9 protein-coding genes are annotated in these 21,686 nt (G+C 57.1%); 1 reads left to right on the top strand and 8 read right to left on the bottom strand.

Features of this window, described 5'->3' with window-relative positions:
- Positions 1-25 precede the first annotated feature (25 nt).
- Complete coding sequence (locus BMZ91_RS04970; RefSeq protein WP_177193791.1) at positions 26-553, bottom strand: invasion associated locus B family protein; 528 nt, start codon at positions 551-553, stop codon at positions 26-28.
- A 189-nt stretch (positions 554-742) separates the two neighbouring features.
- On the opposite strand from BMZ91_RS04970, the gene BMZ91_RS04965 reads away from it, so the two are divergent.
- Positions 743-1,738, top strand: a complete 996-nt coding sequence (locus BMZ91_RS04965; RefSeq protein WP_092835373.1) for an asparaginase — start codon at positions 743-745, stop codon at positions 1,736-1,738.
- A 72-nt stretch (positions 1,739-1,810) separates the two neighbouring features.
- On the opposite strand, the gene serB is transcribed toward BMZ91_RS04965, so the two are convergent.
- The 7 genes from serB to BMZ91_RS04930 form a co-directional block, all read right to left on the bottom strand.
- Positions 1,811-2,695 carry a phosphoserine phosphatase SerB gene (serB, locus tag BMZ91_RS04960; protein ID WP_092835371.1) on the bottom strand — a complete coding sequence of 295 codons (885 nt, stop codon included), beginning with the start codon at positions 2,693-2,695 and terminating at the stop codon, positions 1,811-1,813.
- A 239-nt stretch (positions 2,696-2,934) separates the two neighbouring features.
- Complete coding sequence (locus BMZ91_RS04955) at positions 2,935-14,847, bottom strand: hypothetical protein (RefSeq protein ID WP_092835369.1); 11,913 nt, start codon at positions 14,845-14,847, stop codon at positions 2,935-2,937.
- Position 14,848: 1 nt separating this feature from the next.
- Positions 14,849-18,628, bottom strand: a complete 3,780-nt coding sequence (locus BMZ91_RS04950) for a hypothetical protein (protein WP_092835367.1) — start codon at positions 18,626-18,628, stop codon at positions 14,849-14,851.
- A 147-nt stretch (positions 18,629-18,775) separates the two neighbouring features.
- A complete protein-coding gene (locus tag BMZ91_RS04945) occupies positions 18,776-19,435 on the bottom strand; it encodes a hypothetical protein (RefSeq protein ID WP_092835365.1) in 660 nt (219 codons plus the stop codon).
- 450 nt (positions 19,436-19,885) lie between these two features.
- Positions 19,886-20,602 carry a hypothetical protein gene (locus tag BMZ91_RS04940; protein ID WP_092835363.1) on the bottom strand — a complete coding sequence of 239 codons (717 nt, stop codon included), beginning with the start codon at positions 20,600-20,602 and terminating at the stop codon, positions 19,886-19,888.
- Positions 20,603-20,688: 86 nt separating this feature from the next.
- Positions 20,689-20,958, bottom strand: a complete 270-nt coding sequence (locus tag BMZ91_RS04935) for a hypothetical protein (protein WP_092835361.1) — start codon at positions 20,956-20,958, stop codon at positions 20,689-20,691.
- 3 nt (positions 20,959-20,961) lie between these two features.
- Positions 20,962-21,435, bottom strand: a complete 474-nt coding sequence (locus BMZ91_RS04930) for a hypothetical protein (RefSeq protein WP_143076301.1) — start codon at positions 21,433-21,435, stop codon at positions 20,962-20,964.
- Positions 21,436-21,686 lie beyond the last annotated feature (251 nt).

Below are 21,686 nucleotides of genomic sequence, written 5' to 3'. Positions count from 1 at the left end.
AGTCCCGGGGCCGCCAGCGAGCCATCTACTTACAGCGTTTTTCGGCCTCTTCGACCGCCGCCGTATACCCCGACAGAGAGAACGAGTCCTTGGTGATCGTGCCGCGCGACGAGCGTGCGGTAAGCACGGCCTCTGCGCCGCGTTTCATCGCCGCCAGAATTTTCGCGTCATCGCCGGTGCTTGCTGGCCAAGCCCATTCGCCCTCGGTGAACAATTCGAACTGGGACCCGCCGATATTCATGTTGACGGTCGAGCCGCCGGCGAAAGGATACCCGCCGGTAAAGGTGATCTGGCCCTGAACGCCCGCGCCGGGGCGAAAGAACGTCATCAACAGAATGTCGCCACGGCGCACGGCAACAACGCGGCCATCCTTGGTGTTGACCGTTTCGGTCGGTGCCGACACCGCCCAGCATTCGCGCGGATCGTTGTCTTCAAACACGCTCCATGCGGTCTTGGCCGCCACCTGATTGGTGCTTGTTTCCTGCGCTGCCGCACCTGTTGCCACCATCGCGGCCAATGCCACGGCCACGCCGCGTGCAAATCGTGATACCATCTGTCCAGCCTCCAAGCTGTCCTAAGCCTCAATTTCAGAGGTCGCCACTTTCCCTTTACGGAAATCTTTTTATATGCGACCAGTCCCGTCTCGACATTGCAACATTAGCCTGAAACAGGCGAGAAGTGAAAGACGCAATTGGCGGATTTTCGCACACGCGCCCGTCAGCCATATTTACCGGAGGCCTTGATGACCCAGCCTGTTCCCATGACCGAAATCTGGCGCGGCCCGATGGCCGAAAGCGTGCATCTTGGTCATGCGGTGATTTGTGACGCGGGCGGTGCCATTGTCGAGGCCTGGGGCGACCCGACCACGACGATTTTGCCGCGAAGTTCGGCCAAGATGATCCAGGCCCTGCCGTTGGTCACAAGCGGCGCAGCCGAAGCCCTTGGTCTTACTGCCGAGCAACTGGCACTGGCCTGTGCCTCGCATAATGGTGCGGCGATTCACACCGAGCGCGTCAACCGCTGGCTTGCCGATCTTGGGCTGAGCGATGATGATTTGCGCTGCGGGCCGCAAGACCCGGATGACAAGGCGGCCCACAAGGCGCTGTTGTGTTCTGACACGTCGCCCTGTCAGGTGCATAACAATTGCTCGGGCAAACATGCAGGTTTCCTGACGCTGAACCGTCACCTGAAAGGCAGCGCCGAGTATATTGACCCCGACCATCCGGTGCAAAAGGCGGTGCTGGATGCGTTTGAAACGGTAACTGGCGAGACCTCGCCGTTTTACGGGATTGATGGGTGTTCGGCACCCAACCATGCCGCAAGCCTGCATGGGATGGCGGGCGCGATGGCGTGGTTTGCCGGGGCTCATGAGGGCGCGGATGCCAACCAGATCGCCGCCACCCAGCTATGGCAGGCGATGGTCGCGCATCCCGAGCTTGTGGCTGGTGAGGGGCGTGCCTGTACCGAGTTGATGCGCGCCTGCAAGGAGCCGGTTGCGCTCAAGACCGGGGCCGAGGCGTTTTTCATTGCCATCCTGCCGACCCGTAAGATGGGAATCGCTCTCAAGATCACGGACGGCACCACGCGGGGCGCGGAATGTACGATTGCGGCGCTTCTGGTCAGGTTGGGGGTGCTGGATGCGGATCACCCGGCCACCCGCAAATTCATGAATGCACCGATTCTCAACCGGCGCGGGATCGAGACCGGAATGATCAGACCCACGGCGACCCTGGTTTGATCCGCTGCTCATCCGCCCTGACAGGCGGCCTCGCTTTTGACCAACGGGGCGCCTGATCAGCGAGACAGGCTGTCAGGCCTGATGAGCGCCCGCGACGAATTCATCCTGCGCATAGCCCTGTAGATAGAGCAGCGCCGTCAGGTCGCCGTGGTTGATGCGGATATCGCATTTGGCGGCGACGCTTGGCTTGGCGTGCAGCGCCACGCCGGACCCGGCCCGCCCCAGCATGCCAAGATCATTGGCCCCGTCTCCGACCGCGATCACCTCCGCCTCGGCAAGGCCAAGCCGGGTGGTGATGTCTTTCAGGGCTGCAACCTTGGCCTCGCGCCCAAGGATCGGGCGGCCCACGTCGCCGGTCAGAACGTCGCCTTCGATCAAAAGCGTGTTGGCGCGGTTTTCGTCAAAGCCAAGCGTGGCGGCGACGGCCTCGGTAAAGGCGGTGAACCCGCCCGACACAAGCGCGCAATAGGCCCCGTTTGCCTTCATCGTCGCCAAGAGGGCGGCGCCACCGGGCATATAGGTAATCCGGCTTTCCAGCACCTTGGCGATTACGCCCGCGTCAAGCCCCCTGAGAAGCGCGACCCGTTCGAGCAAAGCACCCTCAAAGTCCAAGTCGCCATTCATCGCGCGCGCCGTGATCTCTTTGACATGCGCGCCGACGCCCGCGACCTCGGCCAGTTCATCAATGCATTCCTGACAGATCATCGTGCTGTCCATATCCGCCAGCAGCATCTTCTTGCGTCGTCCCGTCGCGGGTTGCACCACAAGATCGACACGCGCCTGTTGCAGATCGCCCCACACATCCCAGCGATTGTCCGGCATCTGGTTCAGCGCAAATTCCGCCGCCTCGTCGGGCGCAAGCCAGAGAGCGTCACCGCCCCCCCAGGCATTGCGCAGGGCGTGAACAAGGGCCGGGTCCAGCACGCCCCTTGGGGCAATCAATGTGGCAATGAACATTTAATGAGGTTTCCGATCGTAGCCGCGCAGGGTGGTATTTTATTACTCAGGCTGCGTTCTAGCGTCATTTCTGTACGCGCGAAAGGCCCTGATGCGCCGCAATGCGATCAGTGGGACACCCCTCAGCGAGGGGCGGCATTCATGACAAATTTCTCACTTACGTGCAATTGGTTGCGGTGTTTTCGGTCGTGCCCTCTTTCACAGGGTCCGCAAACGTCGGCCTTGGCAATTTCCCAAAATCATAGGCCTTCAATATCTTTCACCGAAAGATAAAGATCCGTCATTCGAAGCACCGGCATCGGCTTGGCGGTAAGATCCGACATGATCGTCATGTCCATTTCAATCTGACCACCATCCAGAATTGGCTTGTTCTCGTCATACCAAAGCTGCCAGGTGGCGGCCTGTTTGGCGACGATATCGGCGATGGTTTCCCCCCCGTCCACCGCGTTTGGCGGTTCGTCGTCTGTCGGCAGGGCGGCCTTGGTGGGCGGCATCAGGAACACCGGCAACCGCACCTTGTTCAACTGTCCATTGACCGAATAGGCATAGTACAGGCCCAGCTGAATCGTAACCTCCCTGGTGCCCGCATTCTTGAACAGCATTTCGTAGAAGACTGACAGTTGGCAGGCAACACTGCGCTTGACCGGGGTGTTCTTGTCGGTCGCCCCGGCCAGCGCGATATTCACCGGTTCATTGCGGAAAATCGTCGGATGCAGCGCGCTTTCAAAGCTGACATCAGGTGTCCGGTAGACAAAGCTGCCTACAATCGTGTGATCATCAATGATGCCCGCGTTTCGCGTCAAATAGACCGAGGTCAGCGCATCCTGACGTTCAAGGATCTCCATTTCCGGCAGGATAAAGCGTCTGGCGGCGATTTTGCTTCCGACCTTGGATTCAAGATACCTTTTCTTGCCGGTAACCGGGTCGGTATAGAGGTAAAGGAACTTGGCCGTTTTTGGATCACTGCCGGGCTGGCGCTGACAGGTATATCCTGCGATCTCAACCTCGGGTGTGCCGACGCGGGGGGGTAATGCCTCAGTCAGCGCAAGGGTGATCTCCAGGGCAATCACCGTGCCGCTTTTGTCGGGTTCTTCCACTTCAACCGGGGCCTCAGAGATAACAAAGCTGACCGGGGCCACATCAATCTCCGCGCTGGCGGTGATATCCTCGGCCGCTTTCATGGCAAATTCGATGGCTGCGGTTTCGGCGACCCATTTGACCAGCGATGTTGCCGATTCAAGCGCGTATTGAGCGTTTGTAAGCTGCTCGGCGTCCTTGGTGTCTACATCAATTGGCAACAGATAGGCGTTCAGATCGTTCAGGACTTTTGGATAAACATGCACAAATTCGGCAAGGTTCTCAAACAGATCACGTGGTGCCACGTCTGACGCCATAACCGGATCGTCATCCTTGATGTTGAACGCGATTGTGCCATGCACCTCGTCTTGCGGCGCGTGGTCCTGCATTGAATACTCAAACGCATAAGCCCAGCGTGTCACCGCCTCTACCGGATTGAAATCGCCCGGTTTCGGGCAGGTTGCAGGTGCGGATGCCCGTGCGCTCACACCTGTGGCGTCGATGATGCCGGCCTCTTGCGGTGGGCATTGCGGTACATAATCGTCAAGTCCGTCCTGAGTCAGCAGCGTTGGAACTTCGGGATAGGCGCGCAGGATAATCGGCACTTCAAACGTTCCCAGGCCGCGCGTCAGGGGCAGGGGATCAGGCGTTTCTTCGGTCCCGATGTCAACAAAACTGAGCCACGTCGACGGTCGATACCCTGTAATGCCGGGCAGCGCGCCGATCTCGTGCTCAATGTATCCGCCCTGATAAGCCAGATTAAGCGTAACCTTGGCCGCATTGGTGGTGGTCGTTGTCACCAATGAACTGAGGTAGGGACTCGGTTCTTCGTCAAGTTTTGGTCTGCCCGAGAATTTCAGGTCAAGTTTGGGTGACGAGACCGTCAAATTCGGCAGCGTCTGCACCGAGGTATCGTTCAGGATGTTACCATAGATCCGCGGCACCAGTTTTGCACCGTCTTGTGGCGTGATCGCGGCATGAACATCGGCCTCGAATTGCAGACCCGCCTTGACGGCATAGAATTGGCTGACCTGTGCAAGCATCGCCTGACGGAAGCTTTCGCGGATCGCGTCGTTCTGCTTCTGGCTTGGGTGTTCGTCGGTGTAAACCGCCAGCATCGCGCCCTTTAGGGCATCGGCCAGATCCTCTTTTGCATCCAGCAGGCTTTGCAACGCATCGGGCCATGATTGGCGCCCCTCAGGCAGCGGCACACCCTGGATATTGTTCGACAGAATGTTGGCCGGCGTCACGTATTTTGGCGTCAAGAGCGCATCAACATCGCTCAGCGTTGTCCGCATCCAGCGATCAAGGTCGATGGACACAAAAGACGAAACCTGCGCCGGTGTAGTTTTGGAAAGCGGCGCACCGGTGGTATAGGGGATGATCCGCGTCTGGGCCTTGGATTTCAGGATATTCGAGATCGGGCGCGGGGCAAATATCGTTGGCGCGCCTTTGTCGGTAATCTCATAGGAAATCGCCTTTTTCGAGTTGGCTGCGCCAAACGTAGCAACCCAAAGCGGCTTTGCGCCGCCGCTATAGACGTTGTTGTCAGACCCGCTTGCGATGCGCTGACATTGTGTGGGATCACCCGCAAAGGCATCGGTAAAGTCGCGCGCAAAACTCACCAGCGTGCGTTGTTCCCTGGTCGTCTCGGTTCCAAGCGGCCCGGTCCATGCGGCAATCGAACTGGCGTTTGCCGCAACACCCGGCGACGTGCGCAGCCCACCGGCCACGCGCATCGAATCGCGCGCAAATGTCAGACTGGTTTCGAGCTTGAATATCTGACCGTCGTTAAGAGTGCCATCCAGTGGGACAGTACGGTCGTAATCCGTCCAGTCAAATTCAACGACCGGCTTGGCGGTGTCGGACAACTCATTCAGATAACTCAGGATAAGTTCGGCCCATTGGTTCAGAGCATAGCTGTCGCCGGGGGCATCCGGCTTGATATCTGCAAGCGGCAACTCGGTTCTGGGTATCGGCCAGGCACCATCGGGGATCAGCGTTGTGGTCAGCGTCGTGCTGATGCCTGCCGGGTCGTTCTGCTGCTGCTGGACAACCGTGTAACTGCGGATCGCCTGATCAAGCGTCTTGCGCCCGGCGGCGGCCGTATCGGGGTCGCTGCTGCGTGCGGCGGTTGCGGCGTTCATGTAAGCACCGTCGTCAAAGCGCAGCTTCATCGTGAGCAGCGGCTTGACGGGTGTGCCGCCATCGCCCGCAATCTGGTAAGCTGCGGCAACACCGGGCCACTGGCCGATACCAAGCAGGCGATCAGTATATCCGGTAATTTGCGGTGCCTTGTTCTGGGGGGCGCTTGCGGGCGGTGTCGGATTGCGGAATTCACTCTGGATTCGATTGCCGAAAAGATCAAGCCAGGCCATATCGAACTGAAGCAACTCACCGACACCCAGATACGGGCTGGCGTTCGGGTCGCCCCCGGCGACGATCTGCGCATAGGGCACCGACAGGGAAAAATGCCAGTTGCCATCGGGCGAGCTGGAATTTGCCGCCTGTACCTTGTCGCCCCCGGCTTCGGGGTCAGGATCAACCGGGCCTGCGGGCAAACCCCAGTCGGATTCGTGGAAAAAGCTGTTGCCCGGATTATCGGCAAGGCGGTATCCCAGCAATCCAAAGGTCTGCCGCAAATAGGCCTCACCCCAGGCTTTGTCGGGTGTTGGCGTGTCAACAACAACCGGTTCAGGACGCACCAGTGAGATCCCGGCAACGCCTTGTTGGATATCGGGTGCAAGGCTGAGCGGGCCAACCCGAACATTCAGCGCGACAGCGGTGAACAGGCTGACATCAGCATTTGCAGCGGCCAATTCCGCGAGCGGAACGCCGAAGTATGTCGACAAGTCCGCAAGCGTGCCGCCCGCATCGGTGGCCCCTATGGTCACAGTAATGCGCGGCAGTTTGATCGACGTCAGCGGCGCAAGCGTTGTCGGCAGCCCGATGCCCGCCGGGTTCACCTGTTGGATTGCCGCGATATCGGTTCCAAAGTGCTGCGCGATCAGACCTAGGTCGCCACCGGGGTTTGCCTTGTCCGGCGTGACCGGCGGAACCTTGGGAACCTGATACATGCCCCCCTCGATGACAACCGGCGTTTGATCCGCCAGGGTCTGCGTGGTGTTCAGGTCGGCCAGAACGCCAACGCCCATGTAATAGCTGTCAGCATAGGATTTAAGCGTATCCACGCCCGGTTCAAACAGACGGCTTGATGGGGGCGTGACGGGCACGGCTTCTGCAACAAGGGCCGCGTCGCTCAGATCGAACGCCTCGTTTGTCACCGCAACATTCATAAAGTTGGCAAACAGCACCCCGGTCTCGGCGCGCAGCTGATAGACTACAAAGATTGCAAGTTCCGCCTCGCCCTGATCGTTAAAGGCATGGTCCGGCAGGCCCTTCAGATCGTCGTCGGCGATGCCCGTGGTGTAATTCAGATAGAACCCGCCCGAGCGGGTGATGCTTGCCTCCCACAATAGCCGCAAGAAGCGGTTGGGCGTGCCAATCAGATTGCCGAAACGATCAGTGCCCACGGCATCCGAGGCGCTAAGACTGCCTTCGGGATGGGTATCCGTCGACAGGTTGGTCTGGGTGATGCCCATTAACGCATCGGCCGGATTATCCGACTGCCAGCCCTTGGCTTCGCTGCCCGTGGCACTTGGCCGGTAAAACAGGTTGACCTGATCAAACCCACCGGTCTGATCGGTCAACTGATCAAGAATCCGCTCCAGCAATGTAACCTCGGCTTCGGGCGCACCGATGATTTCATAGCTGCGCCTGGTCGCACTGGCGGCGTCGCCGTCGATGCGTTTTACAGTGAACGAAATCAGTGACCCAAACCCGTAGTTATTCACAGGATCGTCCTGCGTGGTGCCGCGCGCCTCGTTGGTGCGTGCGATAACCGGCGCAAAGGTTGGCAACATGCCTTGGGAATTTGGCAGGTTGATCAGGGAATTGGGCAGTGACCAAAGCCGTGGACGTGGTGTGGCGGGCTGGGTTGTCTGCATCGGCAGGTCAATCGTTACCGCAGTCTGCCAGACGATTTCATTTGCCAGCGGGAAGCGCGCAGGCTTGGCCTCGGCCACCGGCAGCGGCGTGATGGGCGACGATCCCATGCTCAGGTAGGTCGCCGACGCTTCGCGCACTGCCTTGTATTGCAGATACCGGGAATTCTGGAACTCGCCATTCAAGGTGTAAGTGAGCGTCGTCGTGCTGTTGAATTTCAACCAACTGTCGGGCGAGGTCAGCGTCAGGGCATAGTACGGCCCCTCGGGGCTTGCCGCCGGATCAGGGATATTGGGCAGCGGCACGGTTTGGCCGGTAAGCGCGAACAGCCCCAGATCATCAGGATAGCTGTCGGCATCTTTCTTCAGCGGAACCTTGTCACCGGGCGTCAGGATATCGCCGCTCGCAAATCTGGTCTTTAGGCGCAGACCGTGCAGATAATAGCGCGATACCATGCCAGCGGCGTTTTGCAGGCCCAAAGTGCGGACCATCTCATCAATAAGATCGCCCAGATTGTACTGTGCAAGATGCGGCACATTCAGGCTTGGCTCGTGCTCGGTATCCAGAAACAGATCGACAATTGCGCCGTTTGCCGAGGTTTCCAAAGCACCGATTTCAAGGGCATACCTCTCTGCGACGCTTTCGAGCGTGTCAGAAGGCGCGATTTTGTGACCAAAGGCCGGAATATCAAGGATGGATTGATCCGCAAGCAGCTTGGGGTTGGCAAGAAGTGCCGGAACATCTGTCAAAAGGTCCTCGACGGTGGCGTATTTCAGCGCATCAGCGATGCTTTTCAGGCTATCGGCCCCCTGCGTGGTATAATCGTTGCCATTGCCACTAATCTTGATGCCGGATGCAATGATGCGAGCATCCAGCTTGTTGTGCTCGGCGAGATCCCCGGCCACAATGGCGCCGTCAAAAACCGGCAGTTTGGCAATGTCTTCAAAACTCTGCCCACCAGCGGCCTGCCAGCTCATACCCGCAATCGTTATCGGCAAAGTGGCAGCGGAATTCAGCGGTTGTTTCTTGTTGGCAGTCATCAGTTCGCCAAGCGTATAAAGTTTGGCGTCGCGGTCCTTGTCCTCAGGATCAATCTGCATCTGTCTGTTTACGTAATCGACGATGCCCTTGACGCTTAGCCCCGATACATCCTCAAGCGGCAGTTTGAAATTGCTCAGGCCATCACGCAGCGCCTGAACGGTGAGGCGGCCAATCATCGTAAAGTAGTCGCCATAGACAAACTCAGCGATTGACGGCCCCCCCGGAACCGGGGCCACGGCGGCATTTGCGGTCAGATTGGATTGTGCGTCGACCTGAACCTTGAGAGCGTCAAAGTATAGGCGCAACTGTTCGATATAGCCTGACGTACTCGAATTGACCTTGCCGAACTCATAATCGTACTCGGCGCCGCCCGCGAATGCCGGAACGTTCAAATGCACGCTGGGAACAGCCGGAAAGAACACGGCGGTCGCGGGTTCTGCATTGCTGTCTTGCTCAAGTCTAAAGTCGATTTCAGTCTGCAAACCCAAGAAGGTGTCGATAGCGCTGGCCGGGATTGGAATTGGCCGGGTTTCATCCGACAAGTAGTTGAAAATACTTGTAAGATAAGTGTCGTTGACAGGCAGATTGTTCAGCTCAGAAGGCGAAATATCCGCAGGTCGGCCCGCCGCGATGATCCATTGCAATGTGCGGATCGCAAGATCTTCGAACAAGGCATCCGCCGCGCTGTTGGCCGTCAGGGCGCGCGCCCTTGCATGTGCGGTGCGCGCTACAAGGTCGGGTGCCACAACCTCTGCGGCAGGTGCATCGTTCCCGCTGGCCATCGCGCCCAAAGCGCCCGAATCCGCCTGAATCGGTTTTTGTGCCTTCAGGAAGAAATTCACCGCATAGGCCGCAGGCTGGCTTGCCGGGTCGCCGTCTGCATCGCCAACAACGGTCAGAACCGGGGCAACATAGCCCGACAAATGCAGCGTTTCGCCCTTGGTCAGACGGGTCCAGTCTGGCGCGTAAACCTCGCCGGTTGCGCCCATTGCCATTGGCATATCGGGCGCTGACCCTGCGATTTTTTTCAGGCCACGCGCGTTCAGCCGGGCAGGGGCCGACAAGGCCATTACAGCGGCGCTTGCAGTCAGGCTCTCGTCTGCCCAAGGTGCCGGTCCTTTCATCGGATTGTCCAGGATGAAGCTGGCTTTGACAGTTGCCTTAAAGCCAAGATGGATGGTGATTTTGAACAGACCCAGGTTGATCTTGACGGCAAGGCTGACATCAACCAGCGCCTGAACAAGGATCGGGATCGGCTCGTAGGAGGCAAACGTCGCTTTGATCCAGATCGCAATACGAACGTTCAGATCGGCCGAGATGATGGCAAAGTTGATCGACCCATAAAGCCGCCCCTGCACACCAAGCGTCCCGGTCAACGAGAAGTAATAACCGTCCTGTAACTGGTTCGGGGCCCCCTCAACAGTGTCGGTTGTATAAGGCAGCCAGCGCGCGATGACGCCCTCGATAATCCCAAATACGGTCAGGCTGAAGCCCGCCTTGAGAATCCCCATTTCAATCGACTTGCCAAGCCCGATTTGTGCGCCGAAACCAAACACGATGACCGGATTGAACCAACCCTTGTGCGTTATCGGCACCTTGTCGGTGGTGGCACTGGAGAGCTTGCCAAAATAGAATCCGGCCGACCCCATAAGCGGCAACGGACCAGCCTGAATTTCAATCGAGAAGGAGCGCGAAAAGTCTTCCTGCCAGGGAAAGCCGATATCAACCTGAAAATCGCCGTTGGTGTAAACTTCAATCGCAAAGGTCGGCAGCGTGATAGAGGCAACACCGATCTGGATTTTGCGCATGATGTCCGGCAGAACAATCTGGGCCGAGTATTTCCCGACATTCTTGGAAACCTGCTGGTACATGATCTGGAAATCCAGACCGGCAAAAATCTTGGCCATCGGCCCATCAAGGCTGATCCGCAGGGCATAGAGGGATGGATCATTGAAAACGATTGCGAGCGAGATGAAGTAGGTTTCGGGATCGTCGTCACCGGCCTTTGTCGGCAGCTTGGCTTCGGCGCCTTTTTCTTTGCCCTTCTCAACCTTCAGAACCCCAAAATCAAAGGCGATGAACCAAGAGCTGTCAGGCGCGAAAATGGGCTGGTTAACGCCATCGCCAATAGGCACATCCGGTGGCTGCGGAATGACAAGATTTTCGAGCGACTCAATGACTTCGGCAACGTTCTTTTTCGAGGTAAGCCCATCAACCGTAACATGCTGGCCCAGGGCAAGCAGGCGCAGGTCAAAGTACTTGTTGCCGCCGCCCGGTGGTGCCGGGGCCGCGCCCGGTTCACTGGCGTCCCAGGGTCCAAGGCTTGAGGTGTCACCATTGGCCTCTGCGCCGACGTTCCACGGGAAACTGCCGCTCAGGGTAATGTGAACGCCGTTGTCCTTCGGGTCGGCCTGACCCGAGGCATAGTTCACATCAATGCTGTCGATGGTACAGATGCCCAGGTTGATCGGGCCGATATTGACCTTGAAGACAACCTTGCCGGTGGTGAAATTGTAATCAAGCTCCAGGTTCGACAGGCTGATGTCGTTCAGCACAGACCACGGCGCTTCCAGACCGAATTTTGACCCGGTAATCCACGACACCATGGTTTCAATCAGGTTGCCAAGCGTGGTGTTCTCGGTGAACTTGAACTTGCCTGTCCATTCTTTCTTGGTTTCGTCGTAAACGGCCTCTGCTGACAGATGAAAGTCGGGCAGAACCGCGCCCCATGTGGGTTTCTTTTCCGATGCGAACTTGATCCAGGGATTGATCCGCATCCCAAGCCAGGTCATTTCAACCGCAATCGCCGAGAAGTAACCCTTGTCGTCGCCCACAACCGCCGGTGCCGTCTGCGCTGCCGAAGCCCTAAGCATTTCAGGGGTCGCCGCCGCGCGCGGTGGCAGATGCGCCAGGTCTGCTGCTCCGCCGTTCTCAACCGCTTTTTTGGTTCCGTTGTATCCCGCCTCAACCGACGCCTTGTCGATCGTAAGGTCGAGGAAATCAATCTTCCAGTTGGTAAACTCGCCCTTGAACACCCAGGAATTCGTCAGGGTTGTGATCTTCAAGGACAACAGGTCGATATTGTAATCTGCCTGTGCGCCCGCGTCGAACCCTAGCTCTTCGGACAATAGCGCGCCCAGCTTGATCACGGTGGTGGTGTGCCCGTCAAAGGTCCAGCCTTTGTCGCTGCCAAGGTATTGCGCCGTCACGCTGACGCCGACTTTGGCACTGTCGGGCAGGATGATGGTCGTGCCGGTGAACTTACCGGTAATCTCGGTCTTTTTCGACGCAGCGGATGCGGGGGCCGCATTGGCCACAACTATTCCGGTTCCGCCGTTCTTGCTTGTTGCCGGGTCGATATCGGTCGATGTGGCATCAACGGACAGGCCTAGACCGGTCACAGTGAACGCGGTTGTCCCGTCGATTTCAATGGGCCAGTCGGTGGTGGCATCCATCGCAAAGGCATACGTGCTGGTCGCCTGATCGACCGAAAAATTCATGCCGGTGATTGCAACGGTCGAAATGAACCCCGGAAGCGCCTCCTGAAAGGATTGGCCCAGATACGTGCCCACAATGTCCGCGACCTTCAGCGGTTCGGTCCCGTCAACCAGCCCGCCGTTCACCCGCAACTTGGGAAGGTGGGCCTGTATCGTCGCCTCGGATGTCTCAATCAGGAATTTGCCATCAATATCAACAGTCGTCTCGCGCACCTTTAGATCGCCGGGCGATGTAACGGTTGTCAGAATATTCAAGCTGGTGACATCAACCGCGGGGACAAGCGTCCAACTGAAATCTTCCGGTGTGCCCAACAGGAATGAGATGAAGCCGATAGAGTTGTCAGTGTAATTATAGTCCATCGCCAGCGATTTGGCGACAATCCGGGTGGTTTGTAGCTGAGCGGGCAGGATCGCGGCGATGTTGATGCCGCCAATCCATTGAAACAGCGTGTCGATGCCGGGGTAGGGGTCTTCGAATTCGGCGCGAAAGTTGAAGGTGTCCGGCTCGGACGGCAAAACAATACCGACGTCCAGGACGGCCCCGGCTGAAATCGTGGCACCCATCCGCCCCTGCACCGGCAGATCGCCATAAGGGTCGATCGAAAACCCAAGGTGCGGTTGCCCCATGCCCAGCCACGCGGCCCCCGGCAGGTTCCACGATACATTGTCGAAATTAGCGTCAAAGACAAGCGCAAGCGTGGCCTCGCCTTGCGGGTTGGAATTTTGGGTAAAGACAAACTCGACCCGGGTTTCGCCTGCGCCAAAAAGCGTTTCAAATACCGCTGTGGTGCCGGTCACAGTAACCTTGTCGGTCTCTTGTTTCGGCTCATTGGCCTGAATGGTGAACTGTTTGCCAACCACCGCACTCAGCACATCAGTGATAAAACCGGGCGCAATGGCGGTCAGCAGATTGATCTCGCCCTTGTTCTGCTTCCATTGCTGTTCAAGGTTTGCATAAAGCGGCGTCAGCAGGTCTTTTGGCTCCGGCTCAGCGTCCATCGCCCGCAGCATCTTCGGCATGCTAACGCCAACCCTGTTCACGACAATATCAAGCGCGCGCAACAGCTTGTCGTTAACCTCGTCATGGAAATGGGTGCCAAGCTTGGTGAAATAGCTTTCAAGATCGCGCTGCGGCCTGTCTTGTGGCTGTTGCCAATACGCGTTGAACAAGGGCGGCAGGACGACAGGCGGATATTGCAGGACCGAACGCTCGCGCGCGACGGCTGTGTCATTCCAGGAGGCCGGGTATGACGAGACGATACCATCATAGGCGATGGCCGAAGCCTTAAAGGCCTCTTTCCCACGTGCCGGATACCCGAAACTTGTGGCTGCGTCGTATCTGCTCATTTTCAGATAGGGCTTGCCCAGGTTCAACATCAACTCAAGCGAAGATTGACCCTCCAGCACCGGCGGCATGGTCGCAGTGGCGTACAGCAGGTCAAACACCATCGTTGGAAGTGGGCCAACATAGACAATCAGGATATCATAACTGTTTCTGGACGCGGCAATCGCTGCGGTGATCATTTTTTCCGTGGCGGGGCTGTCCGGGCTGCCGATCAGCTTGAAACGCTGCTCCACACGGCTGTCGCGTCGCCAGGTGTCAAAGTCGGTGCCGCGCTTGGGGCCCTTCGCACCGGAAATCAGGTCTGCAAGGGACTGCCATTGATCTGCCGAAACCTTCTGAATATTGGTCAGAACAGAGGGGCGCTTTGCGATGCCATCAGGGCGGCCATACATAGCTGAAAGCATGCCCGCCGCGATGTTGTACAGGTTTTTCGCGGGCATGCCGAGTGTCGCTATGCCGTAAACCGGAAGCTGATTGATCGCCCCTGCGTTTGTATTATCGACGATGACCCGCGCAACAGCGATGGCCTCGTCGATGGCCGGGTCGCCAGCATAGGCATTGTGATAGGCCGTCCAATCAGTGATTGCCGGAACCGGGCGATAAAACGCCCGATCGCCGATCCGCGAGGATGCCGCCACTTTGTCAAAAAGATAGGTTTTGGTGGCACCGCTTTTCCTAGTCTGGAACAGGTTGCGCCCCTTGATCCAGCCATAGGGCTGAAGCTGCACGTAATTCAGGACGTTCAGTTCAGGAAATTTTGTGTCACCGCCATGATAGGTGTCGTCATACCCGCCGGTGATTGCGAATTCCCCTTGCGTTGCCAGGGTTCCGATAAGACGAACGGCTTTGACGGTCACACCGTTAAGTTTGAACTCGGTGTTGCTTGATCCGGGGAAGTTCGGGATCAGCAATTTAAGCTTGGCATCAAGCGCCGCAAAGTTGCCGTCGCTGGCATAGACAACAAGCTCAAGCCCGTCTTCAACCCCCAGGGCAATCAACCGGTTAAGGATTGCGACACTCGATGCCTGGTGGCCAAAGTTGTTGCTATTGGCAACGAAAATCCGGATGCCGGGCAATCCAAGCAGGTAATTCCGAACTTTCTTTAAACGCAGGACCAACGCTTGGTCGCCCTTGGTTGTGGCGACGTTTGAGAGCATGGCGATGAGATCGTTGAAGCCGTTGGCCATTTCAAGACACCCCCTCTTTGTCTTTTGCGGCCTTGGCTTTCGCTTTGTTGTAAACAGCGAACCAGCCTAGATCGGCAGCCTTGGTGACATCCGGGTTCCCGAACAAAAGGAACGCCGTGTTGCCGCTTGGCGGAACTTTCAAAAGCCCCAGGAATTTCAGAGCGATCTGATTGAGAACCAGCATGAACCCTCCGGGATCGGTCTTGGGGTCAGCACCGGGTTCTTTGAATAGAAGCTGGATAAGCCCGATCGACAGCTTCAGGACAGTTTGCAGGCTAAACAACGACCCGCCGCTGCCTGCCCCCGGAAGTTCGATCCCGACAAAGGCATTAAAGGTCGACCCACCCGAGCCTTCACCACTGTTATCTGACCACGCCAGCATCATTGTGGAATCAAGGTTCACCTTGCCCGCAAGCGCGCCCGGCGAGCCAAGATAGACCTTGAGTTTAAGGCCGTGCCATTTTCCGCTGCCGACGCCTCTAAGCTGGTACTGCGTGATCGCCGGAAGGTATCCAACACTGGCTGGATCGGTCTTGTCGTCCCCCGCCTCCGTGCTGTTATCGCCGGACATCATCTCAACCAGTTCCAGATGAAACCCCGTGTAAAGGCTGCCCTCACGCGGTGTGCTGCTTGCAAGGTTAAAGGCAATTTCGCCCTCAATCAGCTCTAGAATGGGGTCCGGCGGATCGGCCTCGTTCACAACGTCCACGTCTGTTGTGACCCTCAGCCCAAGGTTTGAGAACGCTAGCCCCTGCCGCAACGCCGTTTCATCGCCCGGTTTCGCCCCGAACGAGAAGATATCGAAGGCCGGAAGCTCATCGCCGGTATTGGGGTCGGTCATCGCCGGGATAACCGCGAAGTTCATAAAGCCAGACATGCCGATCCACGACACGATCTTGCCGCTCTTGCTTCCGTCATCGCGGGTCGACATTTGCGCCGCGTCAATCTCAACCGAGTTGAGAATATTGTTCTTTAGCAGAAAAAGGTTCGGCCATTTCGAGCCGAGCGAATAAACCACCGCATCGCCATTACGCTGCAATCCGCCTTCCAATAGAACAGCATTATTGGGATTGGGTTGATCGCCTCCCGGCTTTATGTCGATCATCGCCTCGACATCGCTGCCATATAGCTTGTTCAACACCATCTGTGCCAAGCTTTCGAACTTTTTGATGGCCGAGTTTTCAAACAAGGCGGATAGCTTGAGCAAAGTGAAACTTTCATCCGCATCAGGGTCGCGGGGGGCAATCGTGTGGGGTTCTTCGGCATCGTCGTAAAGCGGGTCGATGTAATAGACCAAACCAAAGGTTGAGCTGGTTTCCTTCTGCTGAACCTTGTCGCGGTCAATCTGCCCGATCTCAATGCCGATATGATGCGCATAGAAATCTTTGGGGTCTTTCACACCCGCAAGGATACCCGCAAGATCGGACGGCAGCTTGGCAATCTCGGCCTTCAGGATCAACACACCGGTCCAGTTTGGGTCGGTGACGATCTGGGCAAATTTGGCAAAATAGGGGCTCTCGCGCTTAAGCCACGCCTCATGGCAATACTCCACCAACCATCCCGACAGCGGCGTAAGCTGCCCGGTATCGCCAGGAACGGTCGTTGCAAAGATATCGCGCTTGGTCCATTTGTCGGGGCTCATTGCAAGGCTGGCGTCGGTCGGGTTGTGTTTGTCATCAAGCGCCAAAATCGCGCCGTGAACGCCCTTTACGATGATGATGTTGCGATAATCGCCGTATTCATTGTCGGTTCCGGTTTCGACGGCAAAATCCCACTGACCGATGGGAATACCGTTATAAAACTGGGCCGGGCTTCGGATATCGGCCGTGGACGGTGGCATAAACACACCCTGACCCTTTAGCGCCCCAAGGTGCGCGGCATTGGCAATCACCAGAAACTGATCCGTGGTTTGAAACGCCGCCTGCAATGTATCATCAAGCTGGGTAAACCCCATTTGCGCCTGAATGACGTTATCCTTGTCCTGCACCTGTGCCAGCATAAGCTGCGCCCAATCGCCGCTTTGCCTATCGAAATTGGTAATAAACCCGGCTGGCGTGGTGGTTGCCTTGATGTCTTCGGCAGCACTGGCCATCGCCATTCCGCTTTGCGGGGCAAGGGTGGCGATCGGGCTTGCGGCTTTCTTGGTCTCGCCGGCATCAATCGCGGTCTTGCGCGACGGGCCGATGATCTGTCGTGTTAGCGTTTCAAATTCTTCCGAGGTTATGTCCTGAATGCCGTCCGACCCCTTGAACCCCGCAAGCGGCAGCATGGGAAAGCTCTTGCTGCCATCCGCAGGCAGCACAAGACCGGGATCGGTAGGGCCAAAAATACCGGCGGGCCGGGTTTGCGTGTCTTCGTATTTGCCAAACAGTTCGGCCCCTTTGGGCGCTGCGCTGTAAACTGCGGCGGTGTCCATCCTGGTGGGGGCGGGCACAAAGGTAACCCAGGATGTCTGATAGGTGCCATCAAGCAGCTTGGCCTTGGCATCAATCGGCGGTCCGACGGGCGATGCCGCTTGCAGCGGAAAATTGGGAGCATTTGCAGGCCGGTCGCGAAAGAACCGCATCGCAAAACCGTCCTGGCTTCCGTCGATCTGCGGTAAGACGCTGACGGTCTCGGTGCCCGAAAGCCCGCAAAGTATCTTGACCGGCACGCCGGGCCTGGCGCCGTCCACTTCAATCGTGAAGTCACCTTCCGGGCTAAAGCAAAACCCGGGTTGCAGCGGTGTTTGCATGTACCCCAGATTGACAACCAGGCGGGCGGGCTCTGTGCCACCGGCAACCGGGATCAGCCGGATGTCTTTGCCATAAGCCGTCCGGTAGTAACTGGGGAGTGTGGTTTTGCTGTCGGGCGAATTCGATGTGTTTGCCCCGGTAAAGAAAAATGCAGTTTCGGCGGCGGCTTCTATCTTGTTGTTCGGGTTGCCAAAATTGGCGTGTAATGTGTAGAGGAACGTGTTGCGTGATCCCGCAAGGTCAGCAAGTGGCAGATAAGCCGTCAGGTTTTTGACCGGGGTCTCGCCCTTGACCTTGTGGCCGTACATCGGGTTTGGCACGATCATCTGAAAGCCCAGGCCCAGATCCTGGCGAAGGTCATTCGCCGATATCCGCGCCTGCGCCGTCATTGCCCCCAGACCGACACCGGAAAACTGAAGCGACGCATCGGCCCCACTGATATGAATGGTGGTTTGGTAGGTGCCGGAATCAACCAGCGCATTGTACCCCGCGCCCTGATCCGGGCTAAACAGGATGACATCGCCGTCGGGTTTCTCGGGGGTGTTTGGAACGGTCAATATGCAACTGCTGGTGCGTAGGGCAAAACCGGTTTGCTGTGCCAGGGGGATCAGATCAATTTGGCTCGACCTGCCCGAAGACAACACGCCGCCATCCGGTTCCAGGCCGATATAGGTGCTGTCGGCCGCATCAAATGACGCCACATCGCCTGACGTCACAAACAAGATCATGCCGGTCGCCATCGCGGATGTGTTGACCATCATGTCTTGCAGTGTCGCGATCCAGCCCTCGGCGTCACCCGCGATGGCACCTGTGTCGACCGCAAAATAGACAAGGCAGGTGGCCCACCCTTTGAGAAGCATATCGGGTGCCATGGCAACCGCACCGCTTAACGATACAGGGCCATTTGGAAGGTCAGATTTGTCAGAGGGTTGCGTTGCATACGACCCGTCATAGGCCAGAAGCGCATAGGCCCATGTGCTGCCCGAAGCAGAGGCTGTATCGGACAGATATAACTGACCGTCTTGAATTCGGTTGAACTGAACCACGGCAATACCCCCTTCGCTCGCGCACGGCATTCCGTGGCGGCTTATCTGGTTTCGAGGCGGGTAGCGGGCGCACGAACAAATGACCGCGCGCTTGACTTAACGTCGACCTGCGGCCCGGAAAACGGTCCGGGCCACAGATGCGTAAACTCAGGTGGTAAACGTCAGCTCGGATGCCAGCGCCGACTTGCCTTCAGGGGCTTTTTGCATGAAATACCCAATCGAATAAGTCGAGTTGATCTGAAGATTGACGTTCATGATTGTCGCCTGACCATGGGTATTCGGATACTGGATCGACGCGGCACTCATTTCGCCACCCTTATAGCTGGCCTGCGGAGCCTGCCAGATTGCAATGTAGTTGTGGTTGGCGACAGGGTTATACTGCTGAAGCGTATCGTAGCTAACCTCGACATAGCCCGGACCATAAGAGCCCATGGCCATTTTCAACTGCTGACCTTGGCCGGGCTGTTCATTTGCGGGATAAAAAATCGACGAACAAATTGCAGCGGGATCATTTGCGACAGCGTAACCAATCACATAGCCGACGCCGACCTGGTAGTTGAATTTGACAAACTGCGTGAAGGTATATTGGTCCTGTCCGACCGGAACGCGCGCAATCGGGTCACGGTCCCACGGAATGTTGGGCGAATCCGATTCCCAGACGAAAAACTGGTTGGCATACTCAAGTGGTTTGTTGTTGGGGAACGTGGTATACTGGATGTTTACGCCTTCCCCCTGCTTCGTGCCGCGATTGGCGAGAATGACCGTACCGCTGGATGCAGAGCTAACTCCGATAGGTTCTTCAGACATATCTTTCTCCCATAAAAAAATTTGACCGAGCCATTCCTGCCGTCGCTCACGTCTTATGGTGAGGCATCAGAAAACGGCACTTTAAGACAAACAAAACCAGACTAAAAAGCGGGCTTAAACCCATCTAACAGGATGCCTCAGGGGGCATGAAATTCAACTAAAAGTATTTTTACCCCGTGAGGCACTCTGTTTATAGTTTCATTTGATTGACGTAGGGTCAAGCAAAATTACCGTGCAGTAGAAACCTATTGCCTAAAGTTTGATAGTTTGCGCCGCGGGCCAATCGCTACCACAGGTTGCGTCATTGGCGCATGACCCGTTCCTTTCATTCATGCATCCGACCGGGCCCTGCACCCACCATTTGTATCCTAAATTCAAGGGTTTTAGCATCACCTGGCGATCTGCTCCGGCACGTTCAGAACGGCGTTTTGCGGGGCGCCTGCGCGCCGATCAACTCGCCTCAGGAAGGGAAAAATACAATGCACCCCCGGCGGCGGGGGCCGTGGCATCTTTTGGGTTCATAAAGTACAGAATCGAGTAAACGTCGCCGTCCCGCAGATCCAGACCCTCTATCGTGACCGTCCCGGCAGATTGCTCGGTGGTGACTTCTGCAAACCCCAAGGCCGGGGGTAGAATCGAAACATTTGCCAGATCCCGCCAGATGCCGACCCAATTGCCGTAGGTCTTGGGATTATAGCCCGACAACAGCGAAAAATCGACTTCAACCGAAGTGCGCGTGGTTTTTTCAAGCCTCAGGCGCACTTTAACCGGCAGCACGGATGACGCTTCTATCGAGTTGTAGACAACAGTAAGCGCGCAGATCGTCGTTGTTGAATCATTCACCTGATAGGTTAACCCATAATCGAAGAAACTCAGGTGGTCGTATTCAAGTATCGTCGTGAACGGCAGGCTCTGGCTTTTGATCGGATAGGTCTGCGCCGGTTCGGTGCCCGGAATCGGCGATGAATTGGGCCAAAGGGCGACGCTATGATTTTGAACCTGTGGATTCGCACCAAATATCCCCCTGAGATCAACCCTGATTGTGCCATTGGCCTGCCCCAGAACCTTGATCTGATAGTAATCAAGATTGTTGCGCGGCGGCTCCTCGATCACCGGATGCAATTCTTCTTCTGCCGGGTCTTCCGTCATATTCTCAGTATCATCCATTCAGGGGCCACAACCGGAATATAGCACCACCCATAGCGACATCACGGCGCGGATTATCTCTCGTCCCCCGATTGGGGCCCTTTGCGCTAGATTTCCGGTGCATCGTCGTCGTGTACTTCTATCTTGATGGGATGCGCTTCGCGCCGAAGTTCTTCAACCAGCGGGTCGTCGTCAAAAGCGGCCTCGGGGCCATCCATCTGGTCTGCCTCAGAAGTGCGTTGCCCGGGGCGGGGGCTGCGATACGCTGAGATTGTGTCACTGGCATCGGGGTGAAGCCCGATACCGTGAATGCCGGCCTGCCCCAGAAACCGCCGACTGACCCGTTGCTTTGCATCAAGGATTGTGTCGCTACCCATCCCCTATGCACTCCCCAAAACCAGCGCGATTTCCAATTCGCTCAGCACCGATCCGATGTCATTGGCAACACCGTAAACGCCGCTTTGCGGTCCTGCAAAATAAAGGCCAACCGCGTGCGCCGTGTCCTTGCCGACAACCAGAGATCCACTGTCGCCGCTGATGGCAAAATTGTCGAACGGGGCGATGATATCCGTGGGATGGCCGTTGATGTCTTTTGGGAACAGGTTTTGTTTTGGACTTATCGACGCCGCAAGTTTCTGGGTCACGTGAATGCGTATCGCCAGAGTGTCGGTCTCTTTGCCGTCAACGATCTTGTACCCGATGCTCACCGCATGGGCATTTGCGCCCGAGTTCGCAATCGCCGCTTTGACAGTGTTCGCGGTGGCAAATCCGCTTGGCCCATGCAGCAGTCCTGCCCGCAAAATGTGATCGCCAAAATCCCGTTTGACACTCTTCATTTCAGCGAAGTCTACCATGGTAACCTCCTGTCAAAATGGCTTTGGAAGTAATCCGTCGCAGCTATGCGTCTACGCAGAGTGTCCGCGCGGACGCCAATTTTGTAAAGGGGCACGTAACTTGCGGGTTGCAAACACGGGCTTTACCCGCGTCAGCCTCGCCGGTGCAGGTGGGGTTCACGCAAGTGACTGAATGCGACCGCGCCGAGACTGGCGCGGGCCGTACCAAGCGTGGTCTTGGCGGCGAAAGGTGTTCAAAGACATAGTCTTGG

The organism is Roseovarius lutimaris (assembly GCF_900115165.1).
Taxonomy (GTDB): Bacteria; Pseudomonadota; Alphaproteobacteria; order Rhodobacterales; family Rhodobacteraceae; genus Roseovarius; species Roseovarius lutimaris.
This window is presented reverse-complemented; position numbering and strand designations above follow the sequence as displayed.